At 54.9% G+C, this 16,224-nt stretch carries 15 protein-coding genes and 1 pseudogene; 5 read left to right on the top strand and 11 right to left on the bottom strand.

Annotated elements, in window-relative coordinates; all coding sequences use genetic code 11:
- Window position 1 precedes the first annotated feature (1 nt).
- Both gatA and gatC read right to left on the bottom strand, forming a co-directional pair.
- A complete protein-coding gene (gene gatA / locus QSJ10_RS01525) occupies window positions 2–1,459 on the bottom strand; it encodes an Asp-tRNA(Asn)/Glu-tRNA(Gln) amidotransferase subunit GatA (RefSeq protein ID WP_033016665.1) in 1,458 nt (485 codons plus the stop codon).
- 12 nt (window positions 1,460–1,471) lie between these two features.
- A complete protein-coding gene (gene gatC, locus QSJ10_RS01520) occupies window positions 1,472–1,762 on the bottom strand; it encodes an Asp-tRNA(Asn)/Glu-tRNA(Gln) amidotransferase subunit GatC (RefSeq protein WP_014194780.1) in 291 nt (96 codons plus the stop codon).
- Window positions 1,763–2,383: 621 nt separating this feature from the next.
- Between gatC and QSJ10_RS01515 the strand changes: the two genes are divergently transcribed.
- The 3 genes and pseudogenes from QSJ10_RS01515 to QSJ10_RS01505 all read left to right on the top strand — a co-directional run.
- Window positions 2,384–2,932 carry a hypothetical protein gene (locus QSJ10_RS01515; protein ID WP_049624726.1) on the top strand — a complete coding sequence of 183 codons (549 nt, stop codon included), beginning with the start codon at window positions 2,384–2,386 and terminating at the stop codon, window positions 2,930–2,932.
- A 28-nt stretch (window positions 2,933–2,960) separates the two neighbouring features.
- Window positions 2,961–3,737 carry a VOC family protein gene (locus QSJ10_RS01510; RefSeq protein ID WP_053532832.1) on the top strand — a complete coding sequence of 259 codons (777 nt, stop codon included), beginning with the start codon at window positions 2,961–2,963 and terminating at the stop codon, window positions 3,735–3,737.
- A 491-nt stretch (window positions 3,738–4,228) separates the two neighbouring features.
- Window positions 4,229–4,459 (top strand): annotated as a pseudogene (locus tag QSJ10_RS01505) (flavin monoamine oxidase family protein); the annotation flags it as partial.
- A 7-nt stretch (window positions 4,460–4,466) separates the two neighbouring features.
- Here QSJ10_RS01505 and QSJ10_RS01500 read toward each other — a convergent pair.
- The 8 genes from QSJ10_RS01500 to QSJ10_RS01465 form a co-directional block, all read right to left on the bottom strand.
- On the bottom strand, window positions 4,467–5,024 hold the full coding sequence (locus QSJ10_RS01500; protein WP_033016669.1) for an LOG family protein: 558 nt from the start codon (window positions 5,022–5,024) through the stop codon (window positions 4,467–4,469).
- Between the two features lie 240 nt (window positions 5,025–5,264).
- A complete protein-coding gene (locus tag QSJ10_RS01495) occupies window positions 5,265–6,488 on the bottom strand; it encodes a CamS family sex pheromone protein (protein ID WP_053532557.1) in 1,224 nt (407 codons plus the stop codon).
- Window positions 6,485–8,497, bottom strand: coding sequence for an NAD-dependent DNA ligase LigA (ligA, locus tag QSJ10_RS01490; protein ID WP_053532555.1), 2,013 nt, complete (start codon window positions 8,495–8,497; stop codon window positions 6,485–6,487). The genes QSJ10_RS01495 and ligA overlap by 4 nt, the downstream gene beginning before the upstream one ends.
- A 21-nt stretch (window positions 8,498–8,518) precedes the next feature.
- Complete coding sequence (gene pcrA / locus QSJ10_RS01485; protein ID WP_049624738.1) at window positions 8,519–10,693, bottom strand: DNA helicase PcrA; 2,175 nt, start codon at window positions 10,691–10,693, stop codon at window positions 8,519–8,521.
- A gap of 28 nt (window positions 10,694–10,721) precedes the next feature.
- The gene (gene pcrB, locus QSJ10_RS01480) at window positions 10,722–11,423 is read right to left on the bottom strand and encodes a heptaprenylglyceryl phosphate synthase (RefSeq protein ID WP_033009957.1); all 702 of its coding nucleotides are present in this window, start codon (window positions 11,421–11,423) and stop codon (window positions 10,722–10,724) included.
- A gap of 99 nt (window positions 11,424–11,522) precedes the next feature.
- Complete coding sequence (locus QSJ10_RS01475; RefSeq protein WP_033016672.1) at window positions 11,523–11,849, bottom strand: YerC/YecD family TrpR-related protein; 327 nt, start codon at window positions 11,847–11,849, stop codon at window positions 11,523–11,525.
- 102 nt (window positions 11,850–11,951) lie between these two features.
- On the bottom strand, window positions 11,952–12,968 hold the full coding sequence (locus QSJ10_RS01470; protein ID WP_049624729.1) for a DUF3048 domain-containing protein: 1,017 nt from the start codon (window positions 12,966–12,968) through the stop codon (window positions 11,952–11,954).
- A 27-nt stretch (window positions 12,969–12,995) separates the two neighbouring features.
- Window positions 12,996–14,213 carry an adenine deaminase C-terminal domain-containing protein gene (locus tag QSJ10_RS01465; protein ID WP_053532553.1) on the bottom strand — a complete coding sequence of 406 codons (1,218 nt, stop codon included), beginning with the start codon at window positions 14,211–14,213 and terminating at the stop codon, window positions 12,996–12,998.
- A 94-nt stretch (window positions 14,214–14,307) separates the two neighbouring features.
- Here QSJ10_RS01465 and QSJ10_RS01460 point away from each other — a divergent pair, with 94 nt between their 5' ends.
- Together QSJ10_RS01460 and QSJ10_RS15515 are read left to right on the top strand one after the other, a co-directional pair.
- Window positions 14,308–14,553, top strand: a complete 246-nt coding sequence (locus QSJ10_RS01460) for a YgaP family membrane protein (protein ID WP_033009953.1) — start codon at window positions 14,308–14,310, stop codon at window positions 14,551–14,553.
- Window positions 14,554–14,847: 294 nt separating this feature from the next.
- Window positions 14,848–14,952, top strand: a complete 105-nt coding sequence (locus QSJ10_RS15515) for an EYxxD motif small membrane protein (protein WP_325048220.1) — start codon at window positions 14,848–14,850, stop codon at window positions 14,950–14,952.
- On the opposite strand, the gene purD is transcribed toward QSJ10_RS15515, so the two are convergent.
- Complete coding sequence (gene purD / locus QSJ10_RS01455; protein ID WP_053532551.1) at window positions 14,906–16,198, bottom strand: phosphoribosylamine--glycine ligase; 1,293 nt, start codon at window positions 16,196–16,198, stop codon at window positions 14,906–14,908. The two genes, QSJ10_RS15515 and purD, sit on opposite strands and share 47 nt — an antisense overlap.
- Between the last annotated feature and the right edge of the window lie 26 nt (window positions 16,199–16,224).

The raw sequence follows: 16,224 nt of genomic DNA, 5'->3' as shown, positions 1-16,224 counted from the left end.
CTTACAACACCGGTTTTTGCTTATGGTAGTCAGTCGCCTGTTCAAAGGCGTGGGCGACGCGATAGACCGTGCTTTCATCAAAGTGCTTGCCGATGATTTGCAAGCCGACCGGCAAGCCGTCGACAAAGCCGCACGGCACGGAAATGGCCGGCACGCCCGCCAGGTTGACCGGAATCGTTAAAATGTCGTTTGCGTACATCGTCAGCGGATCACTCGTTTTCTCGCCGATTTTAAACGCCGGCGTCGGCGTTGTCGGGCCGATGATGACGTCATATCGTTCAAATACGTTTTCGAAGTCGCGCTTGATCAACGTCCGCACTTTTTGCGCTTTTTTGTAATACGCATCGTAATAGCCCGAGCTTAACGCGAACGTCCCGAGCATAATGCGGCGCTTGACCTCCGCCCCGAATCCTTCGCTCCGTGTGAGTTTATACATATCGATCAAGTTTTTCGCGTTGTCCGTCCGGTAGCCGTAGCGGACGCCGTCAAAGCGGGCGAGGTTCGCCGAGGCTTCCGACGAAGCGAGCAAGTAGTACGTCGCCAAGGCATATTTCGAATGCGGAAGCGACACTTCTTCCCACGTTGCACCGAGCTTCTCAAGCACGGCAAGTGCCGCCAGCACCGACTGGCGCACGCCTTCGTCGACGCCTTCCCCTAAATATTCATTCGGCACGGCGATTTTCAATCCTTTGATGTCCCCGGTCAACGCCTCCACATAGTTCGGCACCGGCACGTTTGCCGATGTCGAATCCATCGGATCGACGCCTGCAATCGCCTGCAATAAGTAGGCGTTGTCTTCGACCGTGCGCGTAATCGGACCGATTTGGTCCAGCGACGACGCAAACGCGACAAGCCCGAAGCGCGAGACGCGGCCGTATGTCGGCTTCAAACCAACAACCCCGCAAAACGCCGCCGGCTGGCGGATCGAACCGCCCGTATCCGAGCCGAGCGCAAACGGCACTTCCCCTGCCGCCACCGCCGCCGCCGAACCGCCGCTCGAGCCGCCCGGAACGCGCTCTAAGTCCCACGGGTTGCGCGTCAGCTGAAAGCCAGAGTTTTCCGTCGACGAACCCATGGCGAACTCGTCCATATTCAGCTTCCCGATTGTAATGGCGCCCGCAGCGTTCAGCCGCTCCATAACGGTCGCGTCGTAAATCGGGTCAAAGTTGTATAAAATTTTGCTGGCGCATGTCGTGCGCAATCCTTTTGTGACGATGTTGTCTTTAATGCCGATCGGCAAGCCGAACAGCGGGTTCGTTTCTTCGCCTTTGGCGAGCTGGTCATCCAACTCTTTCGCTTTCGCCCGCGCCTGTTCTTCATTTAATGTTAAAAACGCTTGCACTTTTTCTTCCACTTCGCCGATGCGTCGGTACGATTCGTCGACTAAATCGGAAATCGACACTTCTTTTTTCTGCAGCAACGTATGTAATTCTGATACGGAATGGTCAAAAAGCGACATAAATCCCCCTCCTTACTCTAAAATGGCCGGCACACGGAACTGGCCGTCTTGCTGATCCGGCGCGTTTTTCAACACTTCCTCGCGCGGCAGCCCCGGTTCTGGAATATCCTCGCGCATCACATTTCTCATATCAAGCACGTGCGAAGTCGGCGGAACGTTCTCCGTATCCAATTCATTCAACTGCTCGGCAAACGTAATGATCGCATCGAGCTGTTTCGTAAACATCTCCGCCTCTTCATCGGTAATCGCCAACCGCGCCAAATCGGCGACATGTTTCACTTGGTCAATGGAAATTCGCGACATAGTTTCACCTCCAACGAGTTCGACCTATCACAATACCATGATGATACCAAACTTTTATCCAATGAAGCAACCGTTGCCACGTGTTCTGGGCGAGAATCAATCTATATATTCACGATGCAAACGAATATACGTTCTATAACATCTCCCAATAGCTAAGGCAGGCGTGAAACCGGGGGGATTTGATGTTTGATGTAGGAATATTTCGTTTTCCTGAACAGCGCACGATGGGATGGCACACGCATGAGTAAACGGTTGATGGGAGGAAAAGGACGCGCTCCTATTTTAGACACAGGAAGGAATCGCTCGTGACGCCTTTTTTTATTCAAAGAAATACGATAAAATGAAAGCACAAGGAGGGAAATTGCATGTCGCTGCCAAATCAAAATCATCCATGGACATATGCAGATTACGTAATCTTCATCGCATTGCCAAAAGTATTCGCTTCCATGTGAGAACCCTCCTGACAAAAATCGGGAGGATTTTTTTGCACCGATATGGAATAAATCCTTGACAAACAAGGAATGTGAAGGAGTTTGTCCGCCATGGATGTTCAAATTTTCTTAATTGACAATCCCGAACATATGTACTATAATGACTGTAACGGACGAAAAAGGGGGAATCATGACGATGAGTGACGCTTTGCTCACCCAAGTGCTCGACCGCCTAAGCGCCATGGATGGCACGCTGCAAAAGCTCGTAGAGGGTCAAGAGCGGCTCGAGCGGGAACAAATCGCCATTCGCCAAGAACAAGAAGAAATTCGAAAAGAGCAACAAGAAATCCGAAAAGAACAACAAGAGATTCGAAAAGAACAACAAGAGATTCGAAAAGAGCAGCAGGAAATCCGCCTGGAACAACAGCGTCTGCGTCAAGAACAAGATTCGCTTCGCGCTGGGCAAACGGAATTAAACGGCATCGTGGCTGCTCTCCTCCACCGCCAAGACGAAACAGACGCCAAACTGGAAGCTCTCGCCGCTGACGTCCACCAGCTTCACCGGGAATTTTCCTCATTGAAACAAACGGTGGACCGCCTCGAACAAAAAATGGACTCCCGTTACGAACAATTGGCTGCCCAAATCGAAGACATCAAGCTGGACTTGAATTTTATCGCCCACCGCACCGTCGACAACGAACGAATCATTTACAAGCTGAAAGAAATGCTGTTCCGCTGATCGATTCATCTAAGAGGAGGCCGCTGCCATGCATATCGCGTTTGACCATCTCGTCCACTTGACCGAACGGCCCGAGCAAGTGAAAATGGCGTTTGAACAATGGGGGCTTGTGGCCATCCACGGCGGCCGTCATCCATCATGGGGAACGTACAACGCCTTATGTTACGTGGAGCATTTGCGCTACATCGAGTGGATCGGCATTGCCGATATACAGACGGCGAGAACGTGCGGAAACCCGCTCATCACTCAGCTTGTCGCCGACCGCCAAGAAGGAAGCGGCTTCTCCCAGTTTGCCTTTCGCACGAACGACATCGAAGCGGTGGCGGCGCAGCTCAAAAGCAAAGGATTCGCCCCAGTCGGTCCGCTCCCCGGCAGCCGCGAGCGCGATGACGGCAAGCAGCTCACATGGTCGATGCTGTTTATCGAAGACGACACAGACGGCGCGTTTCGCTATCCGTTTTTCATTCAATGGGGCGACCGTGATGACGTACGCATGAACGAGCTGGCGCCGCTCATGAGACACCCGATTGGCTCTGTTTCGCTGTCGTCAATTAGCCTCTACACCCTCGATCTCCAGCGGACGGTCAACGGCTACCGCCGGCTGTTTGACTTGCCCGAACCCGATGTCGAGCGCGATGAAGCGGGAGCATACGCGGAGCTCGCTGTCGGCGGCATTGCGATTCGGTTCTATGAGGCTGACCGCCGTCATCCATCGACGCGCCCGTTTTCGTGCCGGCTTGTGGGCGTGCAGAAACCGCGCCGCATCGAAATCGAGGGCGCCACGTACATCATATCTGGCTCTTGACGGCCATTGTATTGCCACATGCTGCGCGCCCCCTCGCGCTAGGCGCCGTGCCAGCCCTTGGCGAATGCATTCCCACATACTCCCCTTTGCCGCTGAATAAGATGGAGTAACCGCTTCTTGATTATCGCAAACCATAGATGGCAAAGGGGGAGTCCAACCGTGTCCCACCCGTATGTTTCTCCAAAACTTTCAGTGGAAACAATGATCTCGATTATTCACCACGGCGTGAACTACCCACCACCTACGCTTCGCTTAGAGGTGGGGGCTTCAAGCGACTTGTGTGTGTTCGCTGAACGGTAAGCCACACACAAGAACCCTTTACGCTTCCCTTCGTTCCGAAGGTGTCCGTTCTAGCCATATTCTATCCTATTCGTTGGCTAACGCCAACCGAAATTCATCTCCCACTTTCACTGGTGCTGGCGCACCTTCACGTTTAGAAGTAGGAGACTTCTTTCGGAGGGAAGTTAAAGAGAACGACGGCGCCTCAACATATCGTTATCATCGGCGCCGGGATGGCCGGGCTTGTCGCGGCGTCATTGCTGAAGCAGGCGGGTCATCGCGTCACTATCTTAGAAGCATCCGAGCGGGTCGGCGGCCGCATCTACACGCTCCGCTCCAACTTTCGCGACGACCAGTATCTCGAAGCCGGCGCGATGCGCATTCCTCACACCCATGCATTGACGCTGAAATACATTCAAAAATTCAACTTGCCGCTTCCCCCGTCCACGGTCAAGAGTGGCGGCGACGGCAAAATGTGTTCATCTGTCCATACAGCGTCGGAACGTCTTCGGCGCTGACAATCAGCTCAAGGTCTTCCGGCGCGGCGAATCCGCTGTCAACTGTATGCCGAAGCAAATGAAGAAGGGGGTCGAAAAACCCGTCCACGTTAAGCAGGCCGATCGGTTTTTGGTGGAGGCCGACGCGCGACCATGAGAGCACTTCAAACAGCTCTTCATACGTCCCGTACCCTCCTGGCAGGGCGATAAACCCGTCGGCTAACTCATACATTTTCGCTTTGCGGGTGTGCATTGTATCGACGACCAACAATTCGCTCAACCGATTATGCGCCACTTCCCGGTCCTTCAAAAATTGCGGAATGATCCCAACCACGCGCCCTTGATGACGCAGCGCCGCCTCAGCAACCTCTCCCATCAAGCCCCGTGTCCCTCCGCCGTAAATGAGCGTAATGCCGCTTCGGGCTAAAAACGTTCCGAGCGCTTTCGCCGCTTCCTTATATCTCCCATCGTTTCCATTGCTTGATCCGCAAAACACGCAAATCGCCTTCAAGTCTCACACCCGCCTCCTGCCATAACCTGTTGCTCGTTTTGCATCCGTTTTCGAGTGCTGCGCTCATTTTCCTACCGTCATTATACAATGCTCTCCCTGTTCTTTCCACCATCGTTCGGACGGCCTTTTCGCGCAAAAAAGGGCCGCTGCTGCAGCCCTTTCCGCTTCCTTCATTTTTGGAGAATCAAATGTTCGGATCACTCCGTTCGCCGTATCCCAAATAACGCGATGATGCCGACCTTATTGATAAATATGCACAAACGGCTCGTCTGCTTTCGCCTGGCGCACGATGAGGCTTTCCGGCTGGCCGGCTGAGGCGATGTAGACATTAACGGTGATGTAGTCCGGGAATTTTTCCATCACCAAGCCGGTCACGTATTGGGTAAAGCCGATCACTTCCGCTTTGCCGTAAAACGGCATCGTAATGTTGATCGTTAACTTCTGAAGCTGGTCGTTGACGTACAATCCTCTGCCGACGATGCCGGTGTAGTTCGGGAAAAAGTCTTCAACGTCTGATTTAAAATTATTGAATTTGATCCAGTCATCGCGATGGTTCTTTTCCGCCTCATCGGACGGGAATAAATAATATTCCTCGTTCACCGCTTCCCAATCATCGATCGTGGCGCTTCCGTCGTCAACATGGGTGACCGCGAAAAAGTGGCCCGGAATCACGGACGAGCGCGGCACCTGTTTGTACAAGGCAATCGTGATCGGCACGTTGCCGAGCCCTTTGATATTTCGCAGCCGCTTCAACACCTCGGCGGCGATCCGCTTTCCTTCCCGTTCGATGACATCGTCTTTGATTTTCACTTCGCGTGGATACCCTTGCTCGGTTGAGTAGTAGTGGACGGAATTCAACGCCAGGCCGATGGCGACGCCACCAAGCTTCACCTTGCCGTTATCGACTTTCACTAAGTAGTCGTGCTCCAAAATGCTGGCCAGGTAAATCGGGCTTTGTTTGTTTTTTTGCTCATTCGTTCCTTTGTCGCTGATCGGCGGGTTTAAGCCGATGTTGTCTTCCGGTTTCATTTTCTCTGCCTTCAGCTGGCTTTCCGTCCGCTTGCGGGCGAGCCAGCGCCCGATCGTTTCGCTGTCCAAATATTGCCCTTCCTGAAACAAATATTCATCCGGGGAAAATTGCTCAGATGCCAAGCGCATCAGCCCGGTTTCAAATTCATCGACATCAAGCCGGGTGTTGACGTCGTTGACGACCCGCCCGCGCGCCCCGGACGGCTTAAAAGGCAAGACAACGCGGTAATACGAATCAGAAATGTTGTATTTCGGGATGACCGCTTCTTGCTCTTTGCTTCCTTTGTCTTGCACGACTTCCTCACCTTTGTCAAACTTCGGCGCACACGCAGACAACAAACAAATCGAAGCGAGCCCGACAACGGCCAACCGTTTTCGGGCCCGATTCGTCCAACGACAAGCAACGAAACTGCGCAGTAGTGAGATTTGTTTCATCGTTTCCCCCTGTTGATCTCTTGCAAAAATCGTGGTTCGTCCCAAATCTCAATGCCAAGCTGCTGGGCTTTCTCCAACTTCGATCCGGCATCCTCGCCGGCGATGACAAGGTCGGTGCTGCGGCTGACGCTGCCGGTGACGCGCCCGCCAAGCCGCTCAATTTGTTCTTTTGCTTCATTGCGCGACATCGACGCGAGCTTGCCGGTCAAGACGACCGTTTTGCCGGCGAAGGCAGAGTCAGCAGGCGCTTCAGCCGACCGCTTCGGCCCTTTGTAAGCCATATTGACACCGTAAGCGCGCAGCTCCTGGAGCAGCTCAGTTGCTTCGGGTTGGGCGAAGAACGCCGTGATCGCATCCGCCATTTTCTCTCCGATTTCGGGGACGGCCATCAACTCCTCTTTCGTCGCCCGTTCGAGCCGCTCCATCGTTTCAAAATGCTCAGCCAAAAGTTGGGCGGCTTTCGCTCCGACGTAGCGAATGCCAAGGCCAAACAGCAGCCGTTCAAGCGAGTTTTGCTTCGACGCCTCAATCGCCGCAAGCAAGTTGGCCGCCGACTTTTCCCCCATCCGTTCCAACCCGACAAGCTGTTCCTTCGTCAGGCAGTACAAATCGGCGACATCGCGGACAAGGCCGGCGTTAAACAGCTGGGTGACGACTTTTTCGCCCAAACCCTCGATGTTCATCGCCGCCCTTGAGGCAAAATGGATGAGCCGCTCGCGCAGCTGGGCCGGGCAGTTCGGGTTCAAGCAGCGGAGCGCCACTTCCCCCTCGAGACGGACGAGCTCGCTTTCGCATTCCGGGCAGTGCGTCGGCATCGCAAACGGCGTTTCATCCCCATCGCGCCGGTCAACGACGACGCCGACCACTTCCGGGATGATGTCGCCCGCTTTTTTAATGATGACCGCATCGCCGATGCGAATGTCTTTTTCCCGTATAAAATCTTCATTGTGAAGGGTGGCGCGCTGCACCGTCGTGCCGGCGACGCGCACCGGCTCTAAAATCGCCGTCGGCGTGACGACACCCGTGCGACCGACGTTCACCTCAATGCCGATTAACGTCGTCACCACTTCCTCGGCTGGGAACTTGTAGGCAATCGCCCAGCGCGGGCTTTTCGCCGTCGCGCCAAGCGCCCGTTGCTGGGCGAATGAGTCCACCTTAATAACGATGCCGTCAATCTCATACGGCAGCTGCGGCCGCTTGTCGTGCCACTCGCTGACAAAGGCGATCACCTCATCGATATTGGCGCAGCGCCGTCGCTCTGGGTTTACTTTAAACCCGAGCGCCTGCAAATAATCAAGCGCTTCGCTGTGTGAAGCGATGCCGAGCGCCTCGGCGTCGGCTAAGCCATATACAAACAAATCCAGCTGGCGCGAGGCCGCCACTTTCGGGTCGAGCTGGCGGAGCGAGCCAGCCGCGGCGTTGCGCGGGTTGGCAAACAGCTCCTCGCCGCGGGCTTTTCGCTCCTCATTCAAGCGCAAAAACGACGCTTTCGGCATAAACGCCTCGCCGCGCGCTTCAAGCGACACCGGTTCTTTCAGACGGAGAGGCAGCGAGCGGATCGTTTTCAAATTTTCCGTAATGTCTTCACCCGTCGTCCCGTCGCCGCGCGTCGCCCCTTGGACGAAATAGCCGTCTTCATAGCGGACCGAGACGGCGAGGCCATCGATTTTCAGCTCGCATACGTACGCCGCTTCCCCGACTTCCTGACGGACGCGGCGGTCAAAATCGCGCAAGTCTCCTTCGCCAAACGCGTTCGCCAAGCTCATCATCGGAACGCGATGCGCCACTTTGCGAAACGCCTCAAGGGGCGGACCGCCGATGCGCTGGGTCGGCGAATCGCTCGTTTTGAGCTCCGGATATTGTTCCTCAATGGCGATGAGCTCTTGCATCAACCGGTCATACTCGGCATCTGGAACAGACGGGCGGTCAAGCACATAATATTCGTACCCGTAGCGGTTCAACAGTTCGCGCAGCTCGGCCGCGCGCCGTTCGGCTTGTTGGCGGTCCATACGTTCACCTGTTCTCCTTTCCTACACTTTCTCAATCGGCGCAAATTTGGCAAGCAGTCGTTTAATGCCGATCGGGCTCGGGAAGGCGATGTCGAGCTCTTGGTCGTCGCCGCCGCCGCGGACGCTGACGACGGTGCCGATGCCCCATTTCCGGTGATTCGCCCGATCGCCGACTTTCCACGATCCCACGGCGCCGCTTGCCTGCGGGCGCGAAACGGCCGAGCGGGAGGCGCCCGCTTGGCGGCGCGAGGCTGTCTCAAGCAAATGCGCCGGAATTTCATTCAAAAAGCGCGACGGCGGGTTCATTTGGATGTTGCCAAACAGCGTCCGCATTTGCGCGCTCGTCAGCACAAGTTCTTCCTCCGCGCGGGTGATGCCGACGTACGCCAGCCGCCGTTCTTCTTCCATCTCATCGTCATCCTCGAGAGAGCGGTTGTGCGGGAAAATGCCTTCTTCCATGCCGATCAAAAAGACGACCGGAAACTCGAGCCCTTTGGCGGCATGCAACGTCATCAACATGACGGCATCTCCTTCAGCGGCCTGTTCCGTCCCGTTCAGCTCGTCCAAATCGGAAATGAGCGCCAAGTCGGTTAAAAAGGCGATGAGCGATTTATCGTCGCTCACATTTTCAAAATGCTTCGTCACCGACAAAAACTCATCCAAGTTCTCGAGCCGGCTTTGTGCTTCAATCGTCCGCTCCGCCTTGAGCATCTCGCGGTAGCCCGATTTGTCGAGCACTTCTTCGACGAGTTCGGTGACGGAGACGTATTCTTGCAGCTGTGTCCATTGCTCGAGCTGGCTGCGGAACGCGGCGAGCGCCCCGGCCGCTTTGGCGCCAAGCCCGATCATCTCTAGCTCGCCGAGCGCCTCAAACAAGGACAGCTCATGATCGGCTGCATAGCGGACGAGTTTGTCGATCGTCGAGGCGCCAATGCCGCGTTTTGGCACGTTAATGATGCGAAGCAAGCTTAAATCATCGTCCGGATTGGCGATGACGCGCAAATAGGCGAGAATGTCTTTAATTTCTTTCCGGTCATAGAACTTTAAGCCGCCGACAATTTGATACGGAATGTTCGCTTTCAGCAACATTTCCTCCATGACACGCGACTGGGCGTTCGTCCGGTACAAGACAGCAAAATCACGGTAGCGGCGTTCGCCGCGCTCCACCGCCTCGCGGATGCGTCCAGCGACAAACTGCGCTTCGTCCGCTTCGTTCATCGCCTCATAATAAAGAATCGGCTTTCCTTCCGGGTTTTCCGTCCAAAGCCGTTTCGGCTTCCGGTTGACGTTATGCTCGATGACTTCGTTCGCCGCTTGCAAAATGCGCTTCGTCGAGCGGTAGTTTTGTTCAAGCAAAATGACTTTTGCGTTCGGATAGTCGCGCTCGAACGACAAAATGTTTTGGATGTCCGCCCCGCGCCACCGATAAATCGATTGGTCGGCGTCGCCGACGGCGCAAATGTTTTGAAAGCGTTCCGCCAGCTTTTTGACCAGCGTATATTGAGCGCGGTTCGTATCCTGGTACTCATCAATATGGATGTACTGAAACTTATATTGGTAATAGTGAAGCACATCCGGCACGCGGTCAAACAGTTGGATCGTCGTCATGATCAAATCGTCAAAATCGAGCGAATGATTGCGAAGCAGGCGCTGTTGGTATTCTTGATACACATCGCTGACGACTTTTTCGTAATACGTCGAGGCCCGCTTCGCGAATTGCTCCGGAGGCAACAGCTCGTTTTTCGCCGCGCTGATCGTGCCTAAAATCGTCCGCGGCTCAAATTTTTTCGGGTCTATGTTTTTTTCTTTTAAAATCGTTTTCATGACTGAAAGCTGGTCCGTCGGATCAAGGATGGAAAAATTGCGGTTGATGCCGATGCGGTCAATGTCGCGGCGCAAAATGCGGACGCACATCGAGTGGAACGTCGAAATCCAGACGTCTTCCGCCGCCCCACCTAAGAGCGACTGCACACGTTCCCGCATTTCGCGCGCCGCCTTGTTCGTAAACGTAATGGCCAAAATGTTCCACGGCGCCACATGCTTTTCCGCCATCAAATAGGCGATGCGGTGCGTCAACACCCGCGTTTTCCCGCTTCCCGCCCCCGCCATAATGAGCAGCGGGCCTTCCGTCGTCCTGACGGCTTCTTGTTGCTCTTTGTTTAAATGGGCGAGCAGCTGTTCCGATAAAAAGTTCATTGTTTTCACCACCAATACACCATATGTTCTATTTCGCCTCATTCGCCCGCTTTACGGCGTCCACGGTCAGCAGCGCCTGTTCAAACGATTCGTAAACGGCGTTGCCGACGACAACAGTATCCGCCCGGCGCGCCATCTCAGCCGCCTGCTCCGGTGCGGTGATGCCGCCGCCATAAAACAGCTGCGTCTCGCCGAGCGCCTGTTTCACTTTTTCCACCAAGGCGGGGTCGCCGTATATGCCGCTATATTCAAGATAAAAGATCGGCAGCTTGTACAAATGTTGAGCGAGGCGAGCGTAGGCCACCACATCGTCTTCGCTCAGGCCGGCGTCGGCTTCGGTGAGCTTCGCCGCCTTGCATTCCGGATTTAAAATGCAATACCCCTCGGCAAAAATCTCATCCCAATTCATGATCTCGCCATATTGTTTCACCGCCTCATGATGGCGGCCCACCACCCAGTCGACATGGCGGCTGTTTAACACGATCGGAATGAAATACGCATCAAACCCCGGCGTCAAGGCCTCAAGATTTGTGACTTCAAGCGCGCATGGCACCGAAAAACGGCGGATGCGGGCCAATAAATCGAGCACACCATCGAGCGTCACCCCGTCCGTTCCGCCGACGATGACGGCATCCGTCCCCGACTCGCAAAGGCGCTCAAGGCGCTCATCATCGATCGGTTTGTTCGGGTCGAGCTTAAACACATGGCGCCAGGCGCGAATCTCTTCCATGACAATACCCCTTCCACTCTGTTCTCCATTGTTTCATTATAACAAATCCGCAAAAAGAAAAGGAGTTCCTTTGCGAATGGAAGGAATCTCCTTGCCTGCTTAGTCTGTCACCGATTCATTCTCTTCTTGCGGTTGTTCCTCTTTAATGCGGTCAAGCGCCATGGCATAGGCATCGTTTCCATAGTTGAGGCAGCGTTTGACGCGCGAAATGGTCGCCGTGCTCGCTCCGGTTTCCGTTTCAATTTTATGGTACGTATACCCTTCCCGCAACATGCGGGCGACTTCCAGACGTTGGGCAAGCGCCTGAATTTCGTTGACGGTGCATAAATCATCGAAAAAACGGTAACACTCTTCCAAATCGCGCAGCGACAAGATGGCTTTAAACAGTTGATCAAGCTCTCTGCCGCGCAGCTTGTCGATTTGCATGTTTGTCTCCTCCTTGCTTTGGCGAAAAACGATTTGGTGGACTGTTGGCGCTCTCCTCTTTATGTTTATGGTTTGGAAAACCCGCCGGCGGCCGTTTTCGGGTCACCGCCATTGCACGATCGCCAGTTCCGGAACGATATTGATCCACGTTTTGCCTGGCACGAACCCGACCGGCGCCCCATCGCGGTATGGCAGCAGCCGGCCGTCGACATTTTTCCATTCAATCGGCTGGATGATGCCGTTTTGCAGCAAATAGCCTTGGCCGCCGGACGTGAGGTCAACGTCGCGCCGCCCATGGCTGTCGATCACTTGATGGCGGGCGGCGATGATCATCACGTTTTGCGCCACAACCGGGTCGCGCGTATCGTAATCGACCGTCTGCTCGCCGCCGCTGTATCGGTAATACCCATGCCGTTCCGGAGCATAGCGGTATTCCACTTGGGCGTACGAGCGGTGCGAATAGGCGATGTGGACCTTCCCTGCCTTTTCCCCGCTCGGTTTGTCCGCGCGAAACGGCAGCGGAGCGACATCGTCCGTCCAAGCATACCCGTTTTGTTCCGCCCCTTTTTCAATGTTGGCAAACGTAATGTACGAGTTGTGCGGCGCCTTGCGGAAGGAAACGCGCTTAAACAGCGTTCCGTCATAAAAGAGCCCGTTCAAATAATCGGTTTCCCCCTGCTCGAGCCGCGCTTTCGCTTCCGGGCTCCATCCATGGCAAACATAAATGGCATTGTAGCCCTCGCTCAAATCAATATAATAATCACGCGCACTCCGCACCGGTCCGACTCGTTCCGGCTGTTCGCTTTGGTAAAGCGCCAAAAAGCGGGTGATATCCCCCTCAGCGAGCACCTCATACACGATGTCCGCCTTGCTTAATCCCGACTGTGGGCGCGCCTTCGGATGGTTGTTGACCATCACGCCGACGACCCGTTGATGAACGTTCCCTTTCGCCGGCAGCCCGGTCAGCGGGAACGTTTGTTTTTCCTCCACCGGAGGCTTGGACGGCTGCTCCTGCCGAGGAGCCGGTTTGGCTGGTTCAGCCTGCTTCGGCTCGCTTTTGGTCGTGCAGCCCCCTAACAACAATGCCGCGCAGCTGATGACGAACAGCCAATGTTTCAATGGACACACAACCCTTTCTTTTTTATTTTACCGCATTATCGAAGGAAAGAGTACCGTTTTGTGCATGACATCGTAAATGCCGCGCTGGGTGATGCGCACATACGGCAAATGGGTCGACTGCAAAAAGAGCAACGAATACACAGGGTCTTCAAAGCGGTATCCCCTCTCCCGCAACAGACGGATGAACTCTTTTTCCTTGTCGATCAATGACTCCATCTCCAGCGCGGACATCATGCCGCCAAGCGGAAGCTCAAATACGATTTCGCCATTTTCGGCAAGCACCAAGCCGCCGCCGATTTCCTTCATCCGTCGGAAAGCGAGCAACATATCTTCCTTATGTTTGCCGATTAAAACCAAATCGCCCGTATTCGAGTACGAGCTCGCCAACCCGCCGAGCGCTGATGAAAAGCCTTTGAGCATCGTGTTGACGTGCCAGCGTCCATTCCGGTCAAGCAGCACCGGCAAGTCCGGACGAATCGAAGAATGGCGGAGCGTGACCGTATAACCGTGCCAAAGACGGGTTCGCACCTCTTTTCCCGTCATGGCCTCATGGTCGCCATCTGCGCCAAACAGCGCCATTTTAACAAGCGTTTTTTCCGACGCTCCCGGAAAATGCCCTTCGATTTTGCGACGCCGCCGTTTCGCCTCTTGCATCCAATACAAAACGATGTCATCGCCGCTGACGAGTCTCGGCCATGATGTCAGCTCGCCGCCTTGGAGGACCGTTTCCTGGTCAAGCCATCGTTTGATCCGTACGTTGGACAATTGCTCATCCTCGCGCTCCAGCTCCGTTTGGCCATCAAACCGGCACCACCAATACATCGAAGTTGGAAGCGTATTCTTTTGTTGCAAAAACAAAAGCGCCTCGTCATCATTCAGATGCAAAAGGAAAAACAAGTTATCGTTCACTAGCGTCGTCGTCCCGCGCGCCGCTGCATAACGGGCAAAGGAACGGGGATTATATAATTGAAATGGATGGACATGCGGCTCGATGTAGCCGGGAACGAGCACATACCCGCGGCAGTCGACGATCTCACACGCCTCGTCGACACGATCGGGAAGACGCTCTCCGGCATACACGATGCGGTCGCCATGAATCCATATATTTCCTTTTACCCATTCACGAAAATACGAGTGCAAATACGTCGCATTCACCAATACTTTCGTTGGTGATTGTTTGCCTTCAATCACTGCTGCTTGTTCACGCAGTTCGCTGCCTTTCCAGCGGTAACGTTGTTCGCCCATTGACACCCCGTCCCTTGTTTCCTAATCGTTCCATATAATCATTTTAACGTACGAAAGCGATTTTCACAATAAAAAGATGAGGAGGGGCAAGCCAATGGCAAATATCGGCATTGTGAATGCGCTCATTCGCATTACGCTCGGTTTGACTGTCGTCGCGTGGGCGACCGCCCGCCTGGCCCGGCGGCCATGGTGCACATCGTACTTGTTCGCCGCTTTGCTTGGGGCCATGAAAGTCGGTGAAGGGATTACCCGTTTTTGCCCGCTGACGGCCTTGTTTGACAACATGCAGCGCCAGCAGCTGCTTGAAGAACAAAAAGAAGCCGTTGTCAATCCAACGTAACGAACATCATGCGGTCAACTTGGAACAAGGTTGCATATGGCACCTGTTTCCTGTCGTGCTGGCGCGTGTTGCGCCGGCGGACGAAGATGCTGCGACCTCGTCTCGTCAAGTTCGGAGGCATCCACTTTGCGGGGAACTGGCTTCGGCCTTGTCGTCCATTTACTTGGAACTTGCGTCTTGAGCCGCCCGGACTTCTCAGGAAAGTTGGCTTCGACCCCGCCCGAATTGTTCCATTATCACGCCAAAAAGGTGTCCCAGATTCGGGACACCTTCCACCCAAAGGAGTGATTGACCATGTTGCTGGAATATATGACCGATATGTCGTTCGTATTGGCCGCGTTAATCGGGGGAATTATCGCTCTTTCATACGTGTATATGCGGCGGAGGCGCGTTCGATAGCGCGCCGGCCGATGTCGCGGCGGTAAAACAGCCCGTCGCTTTCGATTCGCGTCAACTGTTCATACACTTTTTCCTTCGCCTCAACGAGTGTACTCCCTTTCGCTGCTGCCAGAAGAACGCGGCCGCCGTTCGTGTACAGTGCACCGTCTTCTTGCTTCGTCCCGGCATGCAATAGCAGCACATCGGAATCAAGCCGATCCACCCCCCGAATGGCCGCTCCGCGCTCATAGGCGCCCGGGTAGCCTTTGGCAGCCAGCACAACACCGAGCACCGCTTCGTCCGTCCACTCAAGCGCCAACTCTTTTCCTTCCATCACCGCGAGGATCGCTTCAACCAAATCGGTTTTCAGCCGCGGCAGCACGACTTGCGCCTCGGGATCGCCAAAACGGGCGTTGAATTCGATCACTTTCGGCCCGGCTGCCGTTTCGATCAGCCCAGCATACAGCACGCCGGTAAACGGCCGGCCTTCAGCCACTAACGCTTTGGCGGCCGGGCGCAAAATCGTTTCCAGCGCTGTTTCCACCGTCTCCGCTGAGATTTGCGGCACTGGCGAATACGCTCCCATCCCACCGGTGTTCGGACCTTCATCCCCGTCATACGCCCGCTTATGGTCTTGGGCGATGGCAAGTGGATACACTTTCTCGCCGTTGACGAACGCCATAAACGAAAATTCTTCGCCTTCCAAATACTCCTCGATCACGACTTGGCAGCCGGCTGTGCCAAACTGGCCATCGACAAGCGCTGCCTTCGCGTCGGCCAGCGCTTCTTCCACCGTTTGGGCGACGGTCACGCCTTTTCCGGCAGCCAATCCGTCCGCTTTCACGACGATCGGCGCGCCTTTTTGTTCAATGTACGCTTTCGCCTCTTCATACGACGCAAAGGTCGCATGATCCGCCGTTGGGATGCCGTATTTCTTCATCAGCTCTTTGGCAAACGCCTTGCTTCCTTCGATGAGCGCTGCCGCTTGAGTTGGGCCGAAAATGCGAAGCCCCTCGGCCATAAAACGGTCAACAATGCCGGAAGCAAGCGGCGCTTCCGGCCCGACGATCGTCAAATCGATTGCGCGTTGCTTGGCAAACTGCACAAGCGCGTCGATATCGAGCTCATCAATGTCGACGAGCTCCGCCACTTCCCCGATGCCCGGGTTGCCTGGCGCCGCGTACAGTTTGTCCACAAGCGGGCTTTGCGCCGCTTTCCAGGCGATGGCATGCTCGCGCCCGCCGCGTCCGACTACCAGAACGTTCATTGTCTTCCTCTCCTTTTTGCCGCCGT

The organism is Geobacillus stearothermophilus ATCC 12980 (genome assembly GCF_030369615.1).
Taxonomy (GTDB): domain Bacteria; phylum Bacillota; class Bacilli; order Bacillales; family Anoxybacillaceae; genus Geobacillus; species Geobacillus stearothermophilus.
Note: the sequence above shows the minus strand (reverse complement) of the source record. Positions and strands in the feature narration are given on the sequence as shown.